Origin of the sequence: Bacillus massilinigeriensis (assembly GCF_900117315.1) — a bacterium.
Taxonomy (GTDB): domain Bacteria; phylum Bacillota; class Bacilli; order Bacillales; family Cytobacillaceae; genus Bacillus_BE; species Bacillus_BE massilionigeriensis.
Genome location: NZ_LT630337.1, coordinates 1,432,010 through 1,451,069, shown reverse-complemented (window position 1 = coordinate 1,451,069; position 19,060 = coordinate 1,432,010). Strand labels below are relative to the sequence as shown.

At 36.6% G+C, this 19,060-nt stretch carries 18 protein-coding genes; 16 read left to right on the top strand and 2 right to left on the bottom strand.

What is annotated here, in order from left to right; translation table 11 throughout:
* Positions 1–18: 18 nt before the first annotated feature.
* Positions 19–1,239 carry a nucleotidyltransferase gene (locus tag BQ6100_RS07245; RefSeq protein ID WP_075981033.1) on the bottom strand — a complete coding sequence of 407 codons (1,221 nt, stop codon included), beginning with the start codon at positions 1,237–1,239 and terminating at the stop codon, positions 19–21.
* A 159-nt stretch (positions 1,240–1,398) separates the two neighbouring features.
* On the opposite strand from BQ6100_RS07245, the gene BQ6100_RS07240 reads away from it, so the two are divergent.
* The 4 genes from BQ6100_RS07240 (at position 1,399) to BQ6100_RS07225 (ending at position 3,799) form a co-directional block, all read left to right on the top strand.
* Positions 1,399–1,923 (top strand): YceD family protein, encoded by a 525-nt coding sequence (locus BQ6100_RS07240; RefSeq protein WP_075983468.1) that lies wholly within the window; start codon positions 1,399–1,401, stop codon positions 1,921–1,923.
* Positions 1,924–2,006: 83 nt separating this feature from the next.
* The gene (gene rpmF / locus BQ6100_RS07235; protein WP_009791160.1) at positions 2,007–2,180 is read left to right on the top strand and encodes a 50S ribosomal protein L32; all 174 of its coding nucleotides are present in this window, start codon (positions 2,007–2,009) and stop codon (positions 2,178–2,180) included.
* A gap of 134 nt (positions 2,181–2,314) precedes the next feature.
* Positions 2,315–3,073, top strand: coding sequence for an enoyl-CoA hydratase/isomerase family protein (locus BQ6100_RS07230; RefSeq protein ID WP_075981032.1), 759 nt, complete (start codon positions 2,315–2,317; stop codon positions 3,071–3,073).
* An 81-nt stretch (positions 3,074–3,154) separates the two neighbouring features.
* Complete coding sequence (locus tag BQ6100_RS07225) at positions 3,155–3,799, top strand: RsfA family transcriptional regulator (protein ID WP_075981031.1); 645 nt, start codon at positions 3,155–3,157, stop codon at positions 3,797–3,799.
* 112 nt (positions 3,800–3,911) lie between these two features.
* Here the strand turns inward: BQ6100_RS07225 and BQ6100_RS07220 are convergent, their stop codons facing one another.
* Entirely contained in the window at positions 3,912–4,388 is a 477-nt protein-coding gene (locus BQ6100_RS07220; RefSeq protein WP_075981030.1) for an N-acetyltransferase, read from the bottom strand.
* A gap of 646 nt (positions 4,389–5,034) precedes the next feature.
* Here BQ6100_RS07220 and BQ6100_RS07215 point away from each other — a divergent pair.
* The 12 genes from BQ6100_RS07215 (at position 5,035) to murD (ending at position 19,033) form a co-directional block, all read left to right on the top strand.
* Positions 5,035–5,919 carry a 2-dehydropantoate 2-reductase gene (locus BQ6100_RS07215; RefSeq protein WP_075981029.1) on the top strand — a complete coding sequence of 295 codons (885 nt, stop codon included), beginning with the start codon at positions 5,035–5,037 and terminating at the stop codon, positions 5,917–5,919.
* A gap of 17 nt (positions 5,920–5,936) precedes the next feature.
* Entirely contained in the window at positions 5,937–6,326 is a 390-nt protein-coding gene (locus BQ6100_RS07210) for a DUF3397 domain-containing protein (protein WP_075981028.1), read from the top strand.
* Between the two features lie 85 nt (positions 6,327–6,411).
* Positions 6,412–8,046, top strand: a complete 1,635-nt coding sequence (bshC, locus tag BQ6100_RS07205) for a bacillithiol biosynthesis cysteine-adding enzyme BshC (protein ID WP_075981027.1) — start codon at positions 6,412–6,414, stop codon at positions 8,044–8,046.
* Positions 8,047–8,247: 201 nt separating this feature from the next.
* Positions 8,248–8,679, top strand: coding sequence for a division/cell wall cluster transcriptional repressor MraZ (gene mraZ / locus BQ6100_RS07200; RefSeq protein WP_075981026.1), 432 nt, complete (start codon positions 8,248–8,250; stop codon positions 8,677–8,679).
* A gap of 149 nt (positions 8,680–8,828) precedes the next feature.
* On the top strand, positions 8,829–9,761 hold the full coding sequence (rsmH, locus tag BQ6100_RS07195; protein WP_075981025.1) for a 16S rRNA (cytosine(1402)-N(4))-methyltransferase RsmH: 933 nt from the start codon (positions 8,829–8,831) through the stop codon (positions 9,759–9,761).
* Between the two features lie 126 nt (positions 9,762–9,887).
* Positions 9,888–10,256 carry a cell division protein FtsL gene (gene ftsL, locus BQ6100_RS07190; RefSeq protein ID WP_075981024.1) on the top strand — a complete coding sequence of 123 codons (369 nt, stop codon included), beginning with the start codon at positions 9,888–9,890 and terminating at the stop codon, positions 10,254–10,256.
* Positions 10,253–12,442: a penicillin-binding protein gene (locus tag BQ6100_RS07185; protein ID WP_075981023.1), complete on the top strand. Its 2,190-nt coding sequence runs from the start codon at positions 10,253–10,255 to the stop codon at positions 12,440–12,442. Before ftsL ends, BQ6100_RS07185 begins: the two co-directional genes overlap by 4 nt.
* Before the next feature lie 175 nt (positions 12,443–12,617).
* Entirely contained in the window at positions 12,618–14,546 is a 1,929-nt protein-coding gene (locus BQ6100_RS07180; RefSeq protein WP_075981022.1) for a stage V sporulation protein D, read from the top strand.
* 239 nt (positions 14,547–14,785) lie between these two features.
* Positions 14,786–16,246 carry a UDP-N-acetylmuramoyl-L-alanyl-D-glutamate--2,6-diaminopimelate ligase gene (locus tag BQ6100_RS07175; protein ID WP_075981021.1) on the top strand — a complete coding sequence of 487 codons (1,461 nt, stop codon included), beginning with the start codon at positions 14,786–14,788 and terminating at the stop codon, positions 16,244–16,246.
* 1 nt (position 16,247) lies between these two features.
* A complete protein-coding gene (locus tag BQ6100_RS07170) occupies positions 16,248–16,703 on the top strand; it encodes a hypothetical protein (protein WP_075981020.1) in 456 nt (151 codons plus the stop codon).
* Positions 16,704–16,705: 2 nt separating this feature from the next.
* A complete protein-coding gene (gene mraY, locus BQ6100_RS07165) occupies positions 16,706–17,680 on the top strand; it encodes a phospho-N-acetylmuramoyl-pentapeptide-transferase (protein WP_075981019.1) in 975 nt (324 codons plus the stop codon).
* Positions 17,681–19,033 carry a UDP-N-acetylmuramoyl-L-alanine--D-glutamate ligase gene (gene murD, locus BQ6100_RS07160; RefSeq protein ID WP_075981018.1) on the top strand — a complete coding sequence of 451 codons (1,353 nt, stop codon included), beginning with the start codon at positions 17,681–17,683 and terminating at the stop codon, positions 19,031–19,033.
* Positions 19,034–19,060 lie beyond the last annotated feature (27 nt).

Sequence of the window (19,060 nt, the reverse complement as noted above, 5' to 3'; positions counted from 1 at the left end):
TGATGTAAAATTGGCAATTTAATGCGCTTGATAGTATATAGGTGGTTGTGAATACTCCTTTTCTAGTAGTAATTGTTTTGCATCGCCTTTAGCCCCTAATGCGTATATTCTCGAAGCTTTTATGTCAAGTTGAATAGTGTCCTTTTGGAAGGATGATAGCTTTGAAATTAGTGGTAAAGATAATTGTTCCCTTTTTCCCTTTAAATATTTTCTTCCTTTATCTGACATGCCCAGGAGTCGCAAGTAACTTGGGTTTTCCTCAGCGATTCTCATTTCTTCTTTTTTCGTATTAGTTAAGATATGGACACACATTCTTTGGAGTCTTGTCCATGTATATCTTTTCGTTTTCAATAGGTTCATAAAATCTGTAAATGAGGTGGCCTTCAATCCCGCAGAAAGCACCCGATTCTCTATTCCTTCCTCTACCTCATAAATTTCCTTCAATTCAGCTGCTGACAAACTAATGAGCTGATATTTAAATAAATCCCAATAATCCTCCCACTGATGGAATGCTCCAATTTCCTTTTTATATTGAACAAGCCTTTCAAAGGTAGAATTTGGAACTAATTTACGGATGTGATTCATTTCATTTTTATCCTCAAATAAGGCCTTCCGGATGCTTGTAGCGCTTGCGATTGTTTCAGAGGAGAAATGCTCGTCATGATAATCCGCATTTTTTCTAGAAACTGTTAATACATTTAGGGGAAGCTTTTGCGAATGGACGGATTTCAAATAGTGATATCCTAATATATTGTTGGGTTTGGAAAGATCTAGGATATCTTCATTCGGACCTAATTCATGAAACGCCTGAGAAGCTGCTCTAGGGTAGCTATAACCCATATTCATGAATTTCTTCATTTGCATTTGATATTCTTCATTTTTTTCCTCTAGAAAGCTCAGAGTTTGAATAAAAGGATTAATACTACCGGCTTCACTTCCGAAGCAAAGGGAATCACAGCCAGCTGCTGCGAGAATAGACACTGCACCATTTGCGAATGTTTCGGCCTTTTGCGTAGCAAACTGATAGGGGAGTTCAAAGATAATATCAATACCAGCAGCTAAAGCCATCTCTGTTCGAGTCCACTTGGACACTAAGGCGGGCTCACCGCGCTGGAGAAAGTTCCCACTCATAACTGCAATCACAATATCACTTTTTGAAATTTCTTTTGATTGTTCTAGATGAAAAGCATGTCCATTGTGAAAAGGGTTATACTCAACAATCACACCGACTGCTTTCATAGTTTCACTCCTTGTTCATTCGAATGTTAATTTGTGTTAATATAGAAGATATTTGATTAAAGATGCAGGATAATGACCACATTATACTGTAAAGAAAAAATATTGACAAATAATTATATGAAAGCTATAATTACCTTTGTTGCCTTTGGGGTGATTCGTATGAAATGGACGTTAAGTCAATTATCAAAATATCGAAGCAAGGATTTACCGATTGATGAAACAATCATTGTAGACGATATTAAAGAAGTCGATCAAACAATACGAGATGTTTCACCAATGCATATAACGGGTCGAGCTGATATCGACTCGACAAAAGTGACTTTTCATTTACAAATAAATGGTCATCTTGTTTTGCCTTGTTCTCGTACGTTAGTTGATGTGAATTATCCAATTAATGTTGAAACAACAGAAACCTTTCTCTTAAAGGATTTCGAATACGAAACCGAAGAGGAAGTTCATCAAGTAAAGGCAGATATAATCGATCTCTATCCGGTTATCAAAGAAATTCTTTTACTTGAAGTACCTATGCAAGTTTTTTGCGATGAAAATAGCAGTGAGGAAGGGGCTCCTCAATCAGGTAACGATTGGGAAGTCATAAAAGAAGCGGATCAAACAAAAAAAGTAGATCCACGACTTGCTGGACTTGCGAAATTTTTCGATCAAGATCATTCATCTTCTGATTGAATATCGGAAGAAACAAAGAAGCAAATGAAGTTTTGAAATTGAACTTCATAACTTTCTTAATTCTCTTTAAGGAGGTGGGAATAATGGCTGTACCTTTTAGAAGAACATCTAAAACTGCGAAAAGAAAGCGTCGTACTCATTTTAAATTACAGGTTCCAGGTATGGTGGAATGCCCAAACTGCGGTGAAATGAAGCTTGCTCACCGTGTATGTAAAGCTTGTGGAACATACAAAGGAAAAGAAGTTGTAAACGACTAATTTCTTCGACTGAGATAAGAAGCACAGGAACATAATTGTTCCTGTGCTTTTGTCGTTTTATGTAGAACCCTCTTGTAAAATATATATTTTTGTATATAAAATAAAGAATATTCATATTCTTTAGGGGGAGTATCATGAAACCGTATCTTATTAGCGAGGAGCCAGAGGGATATATTTTATTTACCATTAATAGACCGGATAAGCGGAATGCAATTAATGATGATGTTATGAATGGATTGGCAGAAGCAATCGAAAAAACAGAAAAATCTTCAGCGAAGGCTCTTGTCATTACCGGTGCAGGTGAAAAAGCCTTTTGTTCTGGGGGAGATCTTTCGGTTTTTCATGAGCTTAGAACGGAAGAGCAAGCCTATCATATGCTTTCAAAAATGGCGAAAATTCTCTATCGATTACTGACATTAAATAAACCAACCATTGCTGTTATGAATGGGGCAGCCGTAGGTGGAGGCTGTGAGATAGCAACTGCGTGTGACTTCCGAATGGCCAAAACAGGAATAAAGGCTGGTTTTGTACAGGGAACCCTATGTATAACAACCGGCTGGGGCGGTGGAACAATGCTTTTAGAAAAAATTCCGGTTGCAAATGCATTGAAGATGCTGATGGAAGCACGTGTTTATCAAGCTGATCAATTAGTCGATCTAGGGTTTGTTCAATCAACTTACGAGGGAACCGAAGAGAGAGGATGGAAGAATAAGCTAGTCCCACTATTAAGTATAGAACCTGAGGTTTTACAAGCCTATAAAAATTTATTACTGCAAAAATGGAACTCAAGCAATTTGTGGGTGCGGATGGAAAAAGAGGTTAGGAATTGTGCGATTTTATGGGAAGGGGATAAACATCATCAACAAGTAGACTCCTTTAGAAATCGAAAATAGTTTATCTTCAAGTAGTGATTCGAGTCTATCTTTTCTAGTAGATGCATATGTATGATAAAAAACACTAGGAGGGATTGACGTATGCCAATAACTCGTCAAGATGCATGGTCTCAAGATGAGGATTTACTACTTGCAGAAGTAGTTCTAAGACATATTCGAGAGGGTAGTACACAGTTACAAGCATTTGAGGAAGTAGGTAGACAGTTATCTCGTACATCAGCTGCTTGTGGTTTCAGGTGGAATTCTTTTGTTAGAAAGCAATATAAATCAGGTATTGATTTGGCGAAGAAGCAAAGAAAGGAATTAAAGAAATCTGCTTCACCTGTACTCATGTCTAATGAATCTGTAACAAAAAAATCCAATGAATTTGTAGAGGAATCAACTTCTCAATTGACTGGAAAGGATAGTAAAAGCAGTCTTACCTTTGATGAAGTCATTAATTATTTGCAATCTATATATCAGGAAGCTAAGAAATCAATGAATCATGAAGAAGAAATCGGTGCATATGATCATAAAATACAAGCATTGGAAAAACAAATATATTATCTAGTGGCCGAGAATGAAAAATTAACAAAAGATATTAAGATGATTGAATCCGACTATAAAGCTCTAATAGAAATAATGGAACGAGCGAGAAAGATGGTTGTTCTACAAGAAGAAGATCGACAGCAAAAGGTCAAATTTCAAATGGACAAAAACGGGAATTTAGAACGTGTTGAAAAGTGAGTTTTACTCAAATATTAATAAACAAAGGGACTGATTCAAGTTAGAAGAATCAGTCCCAATTTTTATTTAAATAAGTGATTTGCAAGTGTATGGTTTAACCATATAAGGCTGTTTAACTTGCTGATTTTTCTTGAAGCTCTTCAGGGAATTCATCTGGAAGCCAAACAAGAAAATCATTTTCATCATCTTTATCAATAGGTGAAAAGCCTTTTTTCTCCCAAAACTTTTTTGAATTAACCCGTGGACTAGTTTTAATAGGCAATCCTTTTGATTTTGCAAACTCCACTAAAGCGGTACCGAATCCTTGGTTTTGGTACTCGGGTAATACCTCAAGCTTCCAAAGCTCAAGATAATATTTGGCTGACTTGAAGGAACGATCAAATTTAGCGTTAATCTTGTACAAGCTCATCCGGGCAACTAGTTTCTCCCCATAATAGATTCCGTAAAAAGGAGAATCACTATCATTATCAATGATATTTGCCTCAAGATCCTCTAGCATAGAAAGCTCCTGCAGTCCATACTCCTTAAATTCTTTAAATTCCTCCAGTGTTTTAAAGTTAACTTTTAGCTTCTCGACAGTAAGGCTCAATTTAATTTCCCCTTTGCAATGTTGTAGTAAAAAGAATAACTTCCAACAAGAGAACGTTTACTTTCGAAGTAATATTGCAATCCTGGGTAGATTGATCCCATTATTTTGTTAATGAATTAGGCTTATTTTTATTGAAGTTATAAATATATTGGAGTGAAAAAATGAAACAATGACTTTTCCTTATCATTGACACTATGGGCTTACCTTTTGAAATTCTACTTAAAGTAGTTTAGTAGGAGTAAACATTTAAGGAAGTATCATTTGCTGATTATGACGTTCAACATCTTTCGAAGAAGAGTGATAAGTCAAAAGAAAATTGGCTATGGTTTCGAAGTAAACGCTTTCACTAAACATTATATACTAACTAAACAAAAAATTCTGCACATAATATTGAAAACTTTTACAAAATTAGGAGAGATTATTTTAATTGATGTAAGAAATTATTCTAAAGTTTATTGGCGGTATGAAAGGAAATTCATTTTTTTGCTCCTGTGTACACAAAATCTGTCATACATCTGTTAAAATATGACTTACAAGCCAATAGAAAAATAACCTATTTTTTTCATGATTATTATTAAAATACAATGAAATTTCATTTAAACTAATACCATTTTAATAATTAGTCCTTATAAAAGAGGAGAATGATATGAAAATTGGAATTATAGGCGCAGGTTCCATCGGACTATTATTTGCCTATTATTTGCAAAAACACCATCAGGTTACTATTTATACAAGAACATTAGAACAAAAAATGTCAATAGCTTCAAACGGGTTACATCTATCAGAGAATGGACATGAATACCGAGCATTTGTTGAAGCGAGATGCATTGATGATTGGCATTGCAAGGAAGACTTGACATTAATAACTGTCAAGCAATACCAGCTCCCAAAGGTGATGGAGAAGCTTGAGAGTGATTGCCGTGGGGAGGAAGGTTCATTTCTCTTTCTACAAAACGGAATGGGGCATCTTAAATGGATCAATCAGTTAAAGGCCAAGAATATTTTTGTTGGGTCTGTTGAACACGGAGCTCTGAGAGAAAGCATGAACCATGTGATGTTTACAGGAAAGGGTAAGACGAAGCTCGCGGTTTTTCGAGGAGAAGCTCAGCTAATTTTAGAAATGATTGACCCATACAAACAGGGGTTTCCTTTTGTAATTGAGGAAGATTACTATGAAATGTTAATTTCCAAGCTAATCGTTAATGCGGTAATAAATCCGCTAACTGCAGTTCTTAAAGTGAAGAATGGTGAGCTAATAGAAAATCCTCACTATAATAAAGTTTTTATTCAGGTTTTTGAAGAAATAATGAAAGTGTTAGATGTACGAAATAAGTCACATTACTTTGATTTGCTCGTTTCTGTATGCAGGAACACAGCAACAAATCGTTCGTCTATGTTAAGAGATATTGAAGAAAAAAGGCAAACGGAAGTTGACGCTATATTAGGATATTTATTAGAACTGGCGCATATGAAGGAAAAAGAAGCGCCACTAATGTCAGCATTTTATCATTGTGTAAAGGGCAGTGAATAAAAGGGGAGGGGAATAGGATGGCTTCATTTCTTTCGGCAGTTGTATCTATCTTAATAATCATCCCGTTAATTGGATACCTCCTTGTATTTATCATTAGCAAACTAATGACCAGGCAGCATAAAAAGTCTGTACATATCGCTTTAGATATAAGCACATTTCTTCTAATTATATCTGTCCATTATTTAATTTTAACAATTTGGAATAAATCCTACTTTTGGATTGTAATATTATTTATGCTATTTGAAGCAATTGCTTTTGTCATAGTATATTGGAAGGTGAAAAAAGAAATAAATTTTGCACATGTGCTTAAAGGGTATTGGCGATTTAATTTCTTAGTCTTTTTTTCAATCTATTTTGTGCTAATGCTATTTGGAGTGATAAAAAGTATTAGTCAATCCATCATGTGAGATAAGCATGTTTTTTCCTTTTTTAAGATTTCAATGCTATACTCATGGAAGGAAAAAACAAGTTGACTAGAAAGGAAGTACATGAATGGAGATTTTGAATCTCTCTCTCCCTGCAACTAATCGATTTGCAACGGAATATTTAGCTCAAAATCAAACGATGGAAGGCCTTTTTCATTATAATTTTCTTAAATCCTCTGAATATAAGGAAAGATTATCTGAACTAAATAATAGAACTTTTATTAGGAGCGAGCTCGCAGAACATATTGAACATTTTATGAGCAGATTCCCATCTTCTTTTCAAGTAAAAGAGTCTATAGAAAAGTTGAAAAAGGATAATAGTGTAGTCGTTATAGGTGGACAACAAGCAGGATTACTGACAGGCCCACTTTACTCCATACATAAAGTCATATCGATTATCGTTTTAGCAAAAGAACAAGAAAGAAAGCTGGGTGTACCGGTTATTCCAGTGTTTTGGATTGCTGGTGAGGATCATGACTACCAAGAAGTAAATCATGTTTATATTCACAAAGACAAAAAAGTCGAGAAAAGTATATATCCTGAAAAGATCAGGGAAAAGAAAATGGTGTCAGACATTAAATTAAACAAGGATGTCTGTTCTGCTTGGATTATGAGTCTGATTGAAACATTCGGAGAGACCCAGTATACAAATGAGTTAATCGAATTTACAAACCAAGCCCTTCAACAATCTCATACGTTTGTTGATTTCTTTGCCCATATTGTCATGGAGCTTTTTAAAGATTACGGCCTTCTCATTATTGATTCAGGAGACCCGAATCTGCGGAGACTTGAGAGTGAATACTTTTTGAGACAAATAAGTAATGCAGGGCAAATTACTCATTTGGTAAAGTCACAGCAGCAGGAAATTAAGCAATTTGGTTTTCCACAGGCCATTGACCTATCTGATCACGCAGGAAATCTCTTTTATTATGACGAGCAAGATCAAGAAAGAATACTGCTAGAATATGATCCAGATGCGGCTCTTTTTAAAGGGAAAAATGATTTGGTTCAGTTTTCAACGAATGAATTACTTGAGCTTGCATTAGAATATCCCGAAAAGCTAAGCAATAATGTTGTGACAAGACCAATCATGCAGGAGTGGTTATTTCCAACCTTAGCCTTTATTGCAGGACCTGGGGAAATATCCTATTGGGCTGAACTCAAAAAAGCATTCGAATACTTTGACATGAAAATGCCCATAATTGTTCCTAGATTAAATATTACTTTGCTTGAGAGACATATAGATTCAGACGTAGATTCTTTTCACTTATCCGTTGAAAAAGTACTTATTGAGGGGATATCCAAGAGCAGGGAGGAATTTTTGCAATCCCTTAAGAATAAAAATCTAGAGAGGCTATTTGAAAAGACAAGCAAGCAGCTACTTGAAAATTATGAGCAAATAAAAGAATGCGCCAATATGGAAGACAAAGGGCTGATTCCTCTTATAGAGAAGAACGGCAGCATTCTGGGTGAACAGCTTCAATTCATGAGGAAGAGGATTGAAGAATCCATTCAAAGCAAGAACCTTGTTGTCTTGAATAAATACACTGCGATAGAGAACTCTTTAAAACCATTGGGTTCTCCACAAGAAAGAATTTGGAATATCTATTATTATTTAAATCAATATGGATTTCAGCTTATTCACGAAGTAATGAAACTCCATTTTGAGTTTGATGGCACACATAAAGTAATTAAGATATAAACGACTGTCCCATAAGGTGTCTTTCACCTTGGGCTGTCGTTTTTTTTTGCTTTTATAGAAAACGCATGTATTGCTTAAAAAAAGTCTGAAAATATTACAAAGTAATGGAGGAAAATAATTCCTGTGGTAGAATTTTTATAAATAGGTGGTGAAAAGTGGGGGGATGTGGTACATTTGAAATAGAAAGTGGGGGTAGTGGGTATGTTCATGGGTGAGTATCATCATAACGTTGACATGAAAGGTCGATTAATCGTTCCTGCTAAGTTCCGTGATGACTTGGGAGAAACCTTTGTTATTACCCGTGGATTGGACCAATGTTTATTTGGTTACCCACTTGAGGAATGGAAAATCCTAGAGGAAAAATTAAAGGGTCTACCCCTTACAAAAAAGGATGCTCGTGCATTTACCCGCTTTTTCTTTTCCGGTGCAACCGAGTGCGAACTTGATAAGCAGGGAAGAATAAATATTACAACTCCTCTATTACAGTACGCAAAACTTGAAAAGGAATGCGTCATTGTCGGTGTCTCCAATCGAATTGAAATTTGGAGCAAGCCTTTATGGGAGGACTTTTTTGCTCAATCTGAAGATTCTTTTGCAGAAATAGCAGAAAATATGATTGGATTCGATATATAATGGGAATGTTTTGTAAATAGGTACATACCTCATTCACTCTAATAGGATATACAAGTCTGGCTCGAGGCTAAAATCAATGACCCTCCTGACTATTCATTCCTTTAGACAATCAAAAACTCCCGATTTTTCGGTTAAAAAGGTGGACTAGCATGTTTAAACACACGACTGTTTTATTAGAAGAAGCGGTTAATGGATTAAATATAAACCCTGATGGTATTTATGTGGACTGCACACTAGGTGGTGCAGGGCATTCGGCATTAATATTATCTAAACTCTCCGATAAGGGAAGGTTATTTGCGTTTGACCAGGATGAAACAGCTATTGCAAATGCCAAGGAAAAGCTATCCCAATATGGAGATAAAATAACAATTATTAAAAGCAATTTTAAATATTTAAAAGAAGAGCTTGCCTCACTAGGAATTTATAAAGTTGACGGAATCCTTTACGATTTGGGAGTTTCATCTCCCCAATTAGACACTCCAGAAAGAGGCTTTAGTTATCATAATGATGCCCCTTTAGATATGAGGATGGATCAACAGGCAGAAATATCTGCCTATGATGTGATTAACTATTGGAAGTATGAGGACCTTGTAAAAATATTTTTCAAATATGGTGAGGAGAAGTTTTCTAAACAAATTGCACGCAAAATTGAGAATGCAAGAGAGAAAAAGCCAATTGAAACAACGAATGAATTAGTAGAAATCATTAAAGAGGCTATTCCCGCACCTGCTAGAAGAAAAGGTGGTCATCCAGCCAAGAGAATTTTTCAAGCTGTACGAATAGCTGTGAATGATGAACTGGGTGTTTTTGAGGAATCATTAAAACAAGCAATTGAACTATTGGATAAAAAGGGCAGGATAAGTGTTATTACCTTTCACTCTTTAGAAGACCGAATTTGTAAGGTAACACTTAAACAAGCAAGTGAAACACCAAATTTACCAGTTAATTTACCTATAATACCTGATGAATATAAACCAACCTTAAAGCTCATTACTCGTAAGCCAATCTTACCATCGGAAGAAGAACTAGAGAACAATAATAGGGCTCGATCAGCAAAATTGAGAATCGCAGAAAAGTTATAAAGAAAAGAAATTACCATGGTTTATTCCACTGTACAGAGTTTAGGCTTTTATCCACTCCCCACAAAAAAGGGAGAACGGCAAGATGGATTTTTTTAGAATCATTTCATTTATTAGGAGGCGAATTTCATGAGTAATCTGGCAAGGAAGCTACAACAAGAGCAAGAGCACAGACGTAAAATTGAGCGTAAAGAGTCATCAAAAAAAGCAAGGATTTCAAAATCGTGGCTTTCTCCTGGAGAAAAAATCCTATTATTGATTTTTGGAGCTGCCCTATGCTTCGGAGGAATCCATCTTGTTTCTAACCAAGCTATCATTTATAATATGAACAAAGATATTCAAAAAACAGAAGTTTCCATTCAAAACCAACAAAAGGTAAATAATGACTTAAAAATGCAGGTCAGTGAACTGAGTACATATGATAGAATAATAGCAAAGGCTAAAAACTTAGGACTTAAATTAAATGAGAACAATGTTAAGGTTGTGCAAGAAAGATGATAAAAAAACAAAAAAATATGAATGTAGGAGCAGCGATATTATTAGTAATATTTAGCCTGCTCTTTTTTGTCTTACTGTTTCGGTTTTTCAGTATGCAGGTTACAGGTAAGGTAGGAGGGGTTGACCTTAAGGCAAAAGCACAACAGAAATACATGAAGGTAGAACCGTTAGAGGCAAAACGAGGAACGATCTATGACCGTACTGGGAAGGTTGTTGCTGAGGATACATCCTCCTTTACGATGGTTGCGATTCTTGATAAAGAAATGACCATTATACCGAAGAAGCCACAACACGTTATAGATACTGAAAAAACGGCAAAGGAACTTTCGAAATATATCGATTTAAGTGAATCTGAAATCTATCGAATATTAACAAAGAAGAAGAAACAGGTCGAGTTCGGTAAGGCTGGAAGAGGTCTTACTTATGAACAAAAAAATGATATAGAGGCATTAAAGTTACCTGGAATTATTTTCTTAAGGGAAACGAAACGTTTTTATCCAAACGGTTACTTTGCCTCTCATTTAGTCGGATATGCTGACCAGAATAAGAATAAAATTTCCGGACAGCTTGGGATTGAAAAAAGCATGAATAAAGTCTTAACTGGTTCGAACGGAAGAATGGATTTCGAAAGTGATTTGTGGGGATACCTTCTACCAAATAGTAAAGAAAAGGTCACACCAGCTAAAAATGGAAATGATGTATATTTAACTATTGATAAAAAAATTCAAACCTTTCTTGAAGAGTCATTATCTAAGGTTGTGAATAAATATAATCCAAAAAAGGTCATTGCCATTGTGGCAAATCCTAAGACTGGAGAAATACTGGCAATGGGTCAAAGACCAACTTTTGATCCCATGACTAGGGATGGGATTGAGGAAAGCTGGCATAACCTAGCCATAGAGGAATCATTTGAACCAGGTTCTACCATGAAGGTTTTTACTCTTGCGGCAGCCATTGAGGAGAAGGTATTTAATCCTAATGGTTGGTATAAATCAGGCACTTATGCAGTAGGGCCAAATATCGTGCCTGACCATAACTATGGATTGGGCTGGGGCTCCATCACCTATTTAGAAGGGGTTCAACGCTCTTCAAATGTGGCCTTTGCAAAAATTGCCAAGGAACAGCTAGGATTTACGAGATTTCGCCAATATTTAACGAAATTTGGATTTGATCAACCGACAGGGATTGATTTGCCAAATGAAGCCAGTGGAAAAATTCTTTTTCGATATCCTATTGAAAAGGTTACAACTGCATTTGGTCAAGGAACTGCCATTACGCCGATCCAGCAAATACAAGCGGCAACAGCTATTGCAAATGATGGGAAAATGATGAGGCCCCATGTCGTTGAAAAAATCGTAGACTCAAATACAAATAAAACAATCAAAAAGGTAAATCCGGAGGTTGTAGGACAACCTATTTCGGCGGATACCGCAAAACAAGTAAGGGATATTTTAGAAACGGTTATTACCTCGGAAAAAGGGACTGGATATGAACGTTACAATATTACTGGATATGATGTGGCAGGAAAAACAGGAACTGCCCAAATCCCTGGACCCAATGGACGTTATCTAGAAGGACATAAAAATTACGTGTTTTCATTTTTAGGAATGGCTCCTAAGGATGACCCTGAATTAATTATGTATGTTTCCGTCCAGCAGCCAGAAATAGACGAGAGTACTAATGGTGCTGAGCCAGTATCTCTGATTTTTAAATCGGTAATGAAAAACAGTCTTCAGTATATGAATATTAAACCTGCAAAGCAAAAGAAAAAGGATATTATTACGATCCCAGACTTAACAAACATGTCCATTGAGGAAGCAACAAACATGTTAGAAACGAAAGGTATAGAGGTTGAGGTTTTAGGAATGGGTGACAAAATCATATCTCAGGTCCCAGCTAAGGATTCCACTCTACTAGAGGGCGAAAAGGTCGTTATAAAAGCAACCGGAAAAATGACTATTCCTAATATGATAGGCTGGTCATTAAGGGATGTATTAAAGGTTACAGAAATTGCGAACCTGAAGGTGAATTCTACTGGAAATGGGTATGTCACAAAACAAAATATTAAAGAGGGCACAGAAATTAAAGCTGGAGACTATCTTGTTATTGAGATGCAAACACCAAAGGAACAATTAGAAAGTAAGAAAAAGAAAAAGGATGACAATAAAGAAGTAGTACCCAATTAAATAGTTGAAAAGAAAAGGGATCATTTAGCTTTTAAATATAAAAATAGAAATTGGCTGTTTTAGCCAATTTCTATTTTTTTTTTTGAAAAAGTCCCTGTAGCCTTTTGTACTGGTCTATTAGAAAAGGTACAAGCATATATTGAAACGAGCCAAATGGAGGAGGTTCGGGAATATTATGCGAGTATCGAATGTAACCGTTCGAAAACGATTAACTGTATCATTACTAATAGGGTTTCTTATTTTTTTCATTATTGATGTTCGACTTGGGTATGTTCAGTTTTATTTAGGTGATTGGCTAACAGGACTTGCAAGGAATTCATGGAGTCGCGAAATTCCATTCGAGCCAGAAAGAGGAGATATTATTGACCGAAATGGCATCAAACTTGCCACTAATATAAGTGCTCCTACCGTTTATGTCGTTCCGAGGCAAATGAAAGAACCGGCCAAAACAGCGGAAAAATTAGCTGCTTCACTTAATCTTTCAAAGGAAAAAGTTTATAAGTATATCACACAAAATACATCGATTGTCCGAATAAAGGAAGGCAGGAAAATATCACACGAAAAGGCGAAGGAAATCAGAGGCTTAGGTTTAGAAGGGGTATATATTGGTGAAGATTCTAAGCGCCATTATCCGTTTGGAAATTACTTATCCCACGTTCTTGGTTTCGCTGGGATAGACAATCAAGGACTGATGGGCTTAGAACTATATTATGATAAGGAACTAAAAGGAGAAAAAGGCTCTGTACAATTTTATGCAAATGCAAAAGGTCAGAGAATGAATGATATGGCTGATGATTATCAGGCACCTATTGAAGGGCTTGATCTGAAACTCACCATCGATGCTAAGATTCAAACGATTGTTGAAAGGGAATTAGATATTGCACAAGCCACATATAATCCTGATGGTGTCATAGCAATTGCCATGAACCCAAATACGGGAGAAATACTGGCGATGTCCAGCCGACCAGACTTCGATCCAGCGAATTTTCAAAATGTTGCTCCAGAGATCTATAACCGTAACCTGCCTGTTTGGAGCACTTATGAACCAGGATCCACCTTTAAGATTATTACTCTTGCAGCAGCATTAGAGGAAGGAAAGGTGAATTTAGAAAAAGAACATTTTCATGATCCTGGCTTTGTTGCTGTTGATGGTGCGAGACTTCGCTGCTGGAAAAGTGGCGGACACGGGGATCAAAGCTTTCTAGAAGTCGTTCAAAATTCATGTAACCCCGGCTTTGTAGAACTTGGCCAAAGACTCGGTAAAGATACTTTATTTAAATATATTAAGGAATTTGGCTTTGGAGAAAAAACAGGCATTGACCTTCAAGGGGAAGGAAAGGGAATCTTATTTAATATAAATAAAGTAGGCCCTGTAGAATTAGCAACGACAGCCTTTGGACAGGGTGTTTCTGTTACTCCGATTCAACAGGTTACTGCGTTATCAGCGGCTATCAATGGAGGGACCTTATACACGCCATATATAGCGAAGGAGTTAGTTGATCCAACAACAGGTGAAGTAGTAATGAAGAACTCACCACAGGCGAAAAGAAAAGTGATATCTGAAAAAACATCTAAAGAAATTCGATATGCATTAGAGAGTGTAGTTGCACAAGGATCGGGCAAGAAATCCTTCGTAGAAGGGTATCGTATCGGAGGAAAAACAGGTACCGCACAAAAAGCGAAGGATGGTAGATATTTGGAGAATAACCATATTGTATCCTTCATTGGATTTGCTCCTGCAGATGATCCACAGCTTGTTGTCTATGTCGCTGTAGATAATCCAAAGGGTACCGTCCAATTTGGGGGTGTCGTCGCAGCCCCTATTGTTGGAAATATTATGGAGGATAGTCTAAGAAGTATGGGTGTAAAACCACGTAAAGAACAAATAGAAAAAGAAATAACATGGCCAGATACTCCATTAATCCAAGTCCCTGACGTTGTGGGAATGACCAAAAGAGAACTACAGGAGCAGTTTGTAAACTTAAGGATTGATGCAAGTGGAGACGGAGATATGGTCATAAAACAGTCTCCAGAACCGGGTGTAAAGGTAAAAGAAGGCTCAACGATAAGATTGTATTTTAATGATACAAAAAAGGATAATTAACAGGATAATATAAGGGTGGGTGGTGCTCCAACAGCCCACCTTATTTTGTGCAATAAAGCATTTTACCCGTACAGATAAAGGGGGAAAAATCTTTCTTCTCATATTTCCAATTAATAAATTCACTTCATTCTCAAAAACTGAATAATAAATGGCTAAAAGTTCATTTTTCATGTAAAATAATAGTCGCATGTTTCTACACAGCTTTTTAGTTTTTACTTTTTGAGAGGATTGAATAAAGAATGAAATTACATACTCTTCTAGAGAAGTTACACCCTCTTGTTCCTTTCAGTGGTGGAAATCCTGAAATTACTTCGCTTGAAAATGATCATCGTAAGGTTCAGGAAGGAAGCCTGTTTGTATGTATTAAAGGATACACAGTTGATGGGCATACACTGGCTTTTGATGCAGTAGAAAAAGGGGCTGTAGCTGTTTTGGCTGAAACTCATCTTGATCTTAGTGTTCCAGTCATTATTGTCAGAAGTACAAAGAGAGCATTAGCAATATTGGCGGATGCATTTTATGGTCAGCCAAGTCATAAAATGCACCTAATAGGAATTACTGGAACCAATGGGAAAACAACAACAAGTCATTTGATTGATAAAGTCTTGATGGATGCCGGACAGCAAACAGGTCTCATAGGGACGATGTACACAAAAATAGGCGCTAAAATAAATGAAACGAAAAACACAACACCTGAAAGCTTAACCTTACAAAAAACATTGAAGGAGATGGTTGAAGCAGGTGTGAATTCAGTTACCATGGAAGTATCATCCCATGCCCTTGATGAAGGAAGGGTTCATGGTGTTGATTACAACGTGGCGGTTTTTACAAATCTTACTCAAGACCATTTGGATTACCATAAGACGATGGAGGAGTATCGAAGAGCGAAGGGGTTATTATTTGCACAGCTAGGAAATGTATATCAACATAACCACCCGAAATTTGCTGTGTTAAATATGGATGACCCTGCAAGTGAGGAATATGTTCGCTCGACATCGGCACATATCATTACGTACGGGATCGATCATGATGCGGATTTAACAGCCAAAAACATTGAAATAAATTCAAAAGGGACTGTTTTTGAACTGCATAGTCCTTTTGGAATTCATAAGATCTCGATGCAACTTTTAGGGAAATTCAGCGTCTATAATGTATTAGCAAGTATTGGAGCGGGGTTAGCTTCGGGTATTCCAATTCAATCCATTATTTCAAGTATTGAGAGCATTGAAGGGGTTTCTGGTCGATTTGAATTAGTTAATGCGGGCCAAAACTTTACGGTCATCGTGGATTATTCCCATACGCCCGATAGTCTCGAGAATGCCTTAAAAACGATTAAGGAATTTTCCAAGAAGAGAGTGTTTGTCGTTGTTGGCTGTGGAGGAGATCGAGATAAAACCAAAAGACCGTTAATGGCAAAAATCGCGTGTAAATATAGTACCAATGCGATCTTCACCTCAGATAATCCAAGGAGTGAGGATCCAAAACAAATCCTCTTAGACATGACTGAAGGTGTAAAAGGAGAAAAATATGAGGTCATCGTTGATCGAAAAGAAGCAATTTTTCATGCCATCCAAGAGGCAGAGGAGAAGGATATTATTTTAATTGCTGGAAAAGGACATGAAACCTATCAGCAAATTGGTAAGGAGTTTCACGATTTTGATGATCGTCTAGTCGCTAGAGAGGCAATTGAGGAGAGATAACATGTTTTTGACCAATTCAGATTTAAGGGAATTGTTCCCACAATCTAAGGGATTTGTTTATGGGAGTATGTCATTTCAAACCGTTGCATTTCGTTCATCATATATACAACCAAAGGGATTATTTATCCCTGTTTTTCATGACTCAGGTGAATTACAAGAAGCAATAGAAAATGGTGCAATTGCAGCTTTGTGGGATAAAAATAAAGACATACCCAGATATACACCGAATGATTTCCCTATTTTTTTAACAAATGATTTATTGGAAGGCTTAATGAACATGATAAAACTATATAAAAATAAGATAGAAGAAAACAAGACAGATAAAGACGAGAAAACAAATTTCATTTTTTTAGAGGAAAATCTTCTGAATGAAACAGATGAGACATATGATATAGCTGTGATGGCTAAAAAGCTTAAAGAACTAATCGAACTAGATAAGCAGGAAGGGAGGGAATAAAAATGATGGAGCAGGTTATATTTTTCACCATTTTACTTGGATTTTTAATCGCTGTGTTACTTTCTCCAATTTTTATTCCTTTCTTAAGAAGGTTGAAATTTGGACAAAGCATTCGTGAAGAGGGACCAAAGTCCCATCAAAAGAAAACCGGTACTCCGACGATGGGTGGCGTGATCATCCTTTTTTCAATTTTAGTAACAACTTTGGTAATGACTGAAAAATTTTCAGAACCAACTGTAAAGACCTTTGTACTTTTACTTGTTACTTTAGGTTTTGGACTTTTAGGTTTTCTAGATGATTTTATTAAGGTCGTAATGAAAAGAAATCTCGGATTGACTTCCAGACAGAAATTATTAGGTCAAATTGTGATTTCTGTCATTACCTATTTCATATTACAACAAAATAACTTTTCAACTGAAATTCATATTCCGTTAATTGATTATTCATTAGACTTAGGCTGGGGCTATGCCTTTTTCATAATATTTTGGCTAGTCGGTTTTTCGAATGCGGTCAATTTAACAGATGGATTAGATGGATTAGTGTCAGGGACCGCAGCCATTGCCTTTGGAGCATTAGCCGTTCTTGCATGGAATCAATCGTTATTTGAAGTTTCTATTTTTTCCGTTGCCGTGGTGGGTGCTGTACTCGGCTTTTTAGTGTTTAATGCTCATCCTGCGAAGGTATTTATGGGGGATACTGGATCGCTAGCCCTTGGGGGGGCCATTGCAACGGTAGCTATTTTAACGAAATTGGAAATCTTGCTTATCATCATCGGGGGAGTTTTTGTAATCGAAACACTTTCGGTTATTCTTCAGGTCATATCATTTAAAACAACGGGAAAGAGAATTTTTCGCATGAGCCCACTGCATCATCATTATGAGCTTGTTGGTTGGTCTGAATGGCGAGTCGTGGTGACGTTTTGGACGGTAGGTTTATTGTTTGCAATTATTGGAATTTATATCGAGGTGTGGTTGTAATTGAAAAAGATAAATACGTATCGTCACAAAAAAGTATTGGTTTTAGGATTAGCAAAAAGCGGTGTTGGAGCGGCTTCCCTTTTACATAAGCTTGGTGCATTTGTAACAGTCAATGATCAAAAGCCTTTATCAGAAAATTCTGCTGCCCAGGGACTCCTTGAGCAGGGGATCAAAGTAATATGTGGAGAGCATCCAGTTGAACTACTTGAAGATGGGTTTGAATTGGTTGTGAAAAATCCTGGAATTCCTTATCATAATCCGATGATTGTAGAAGCACTTAGGAGGGACATTCCTGTCATTACGGAGGTTGAACTTGCTTATCAGGTGTCTGAAGCTCCTTTTATCGGAATTACTGGAACAAACGGAAAAACAACGACAACTACTTTAATATATGAAATGCTGCATACTGGGAAAAAAAAGCCTCTTATTGCAGGAAATATCGGAACGGTAGCCTCTGATGTAGCACAAAGGGCCCATGAAGACAATAACATTGTCATTGAGCTTTCATCCTTTCAATTAATGGGAATTGATGAGTTTAGACCAAAAATAGCTATAATTACAAATCTTTATGATGCGCATTTAGATTATCACGGTTCAAGAGAAGAATATGAAAAAGCGAAGGCAAGAATTACAAAAAATCAAAAAGAACAAGATTATTTAATTGTTAATGCGGAACAAGAAGAGGTTATGGATATTGCGAGGGCTTCCAAGGCTCAGATTATCCCTTTTTCAACAAAGAGAGTGCTTGAGAATGGGGTGTATATGGAAAATGGGTGGATTTGTTTGCAGGGAGAAAGAATTATGGAAACGAAGGATGTTGTTCTTCCAGGAGCCCATAATTTAGAGAATATCCTATGCTCTGTTGCTGCCGCAAAAATTTCAGGTGTTGACAACGATTCAATTTATAAAGTCTTAACAACATTCAAGGGTGTTAAGCATCGCTTACAATTCATTGAAGAAATCGAAGGAAGAAGATTCTATAACGATTCAAAAGCAACTAATATTTTAGCTACGACCAATGCTATTAAAGCCTTTGATGAACCTATTATCCTCTTAGCAGGGGGGCTTGATCGCGGCAATGAATTTGATGAATTATTACCTTTATTTAAAAAAGTTAAGGCAATCATTACCTTTGGTCAAACCGCTGAAAAATTAGAGCGTGTTGCAAGAGAAGCTGGAATAAAAAAGATTCAACGTGTCGATAATGTGGAAAAAGCCGTACCGGTTGCATTCGAGCTGTCTAATCCGAGAGATGTAATATTATTATCCCCTGCCTGTGCAAGTTGGGATCAATATAAAACTTTTGAGGTAAGGGGAGACATTTTTACTCGGGCGGTGCATAAGCTTAAGTAAGGGCTTGTCTTAACAAAAGAAACATGA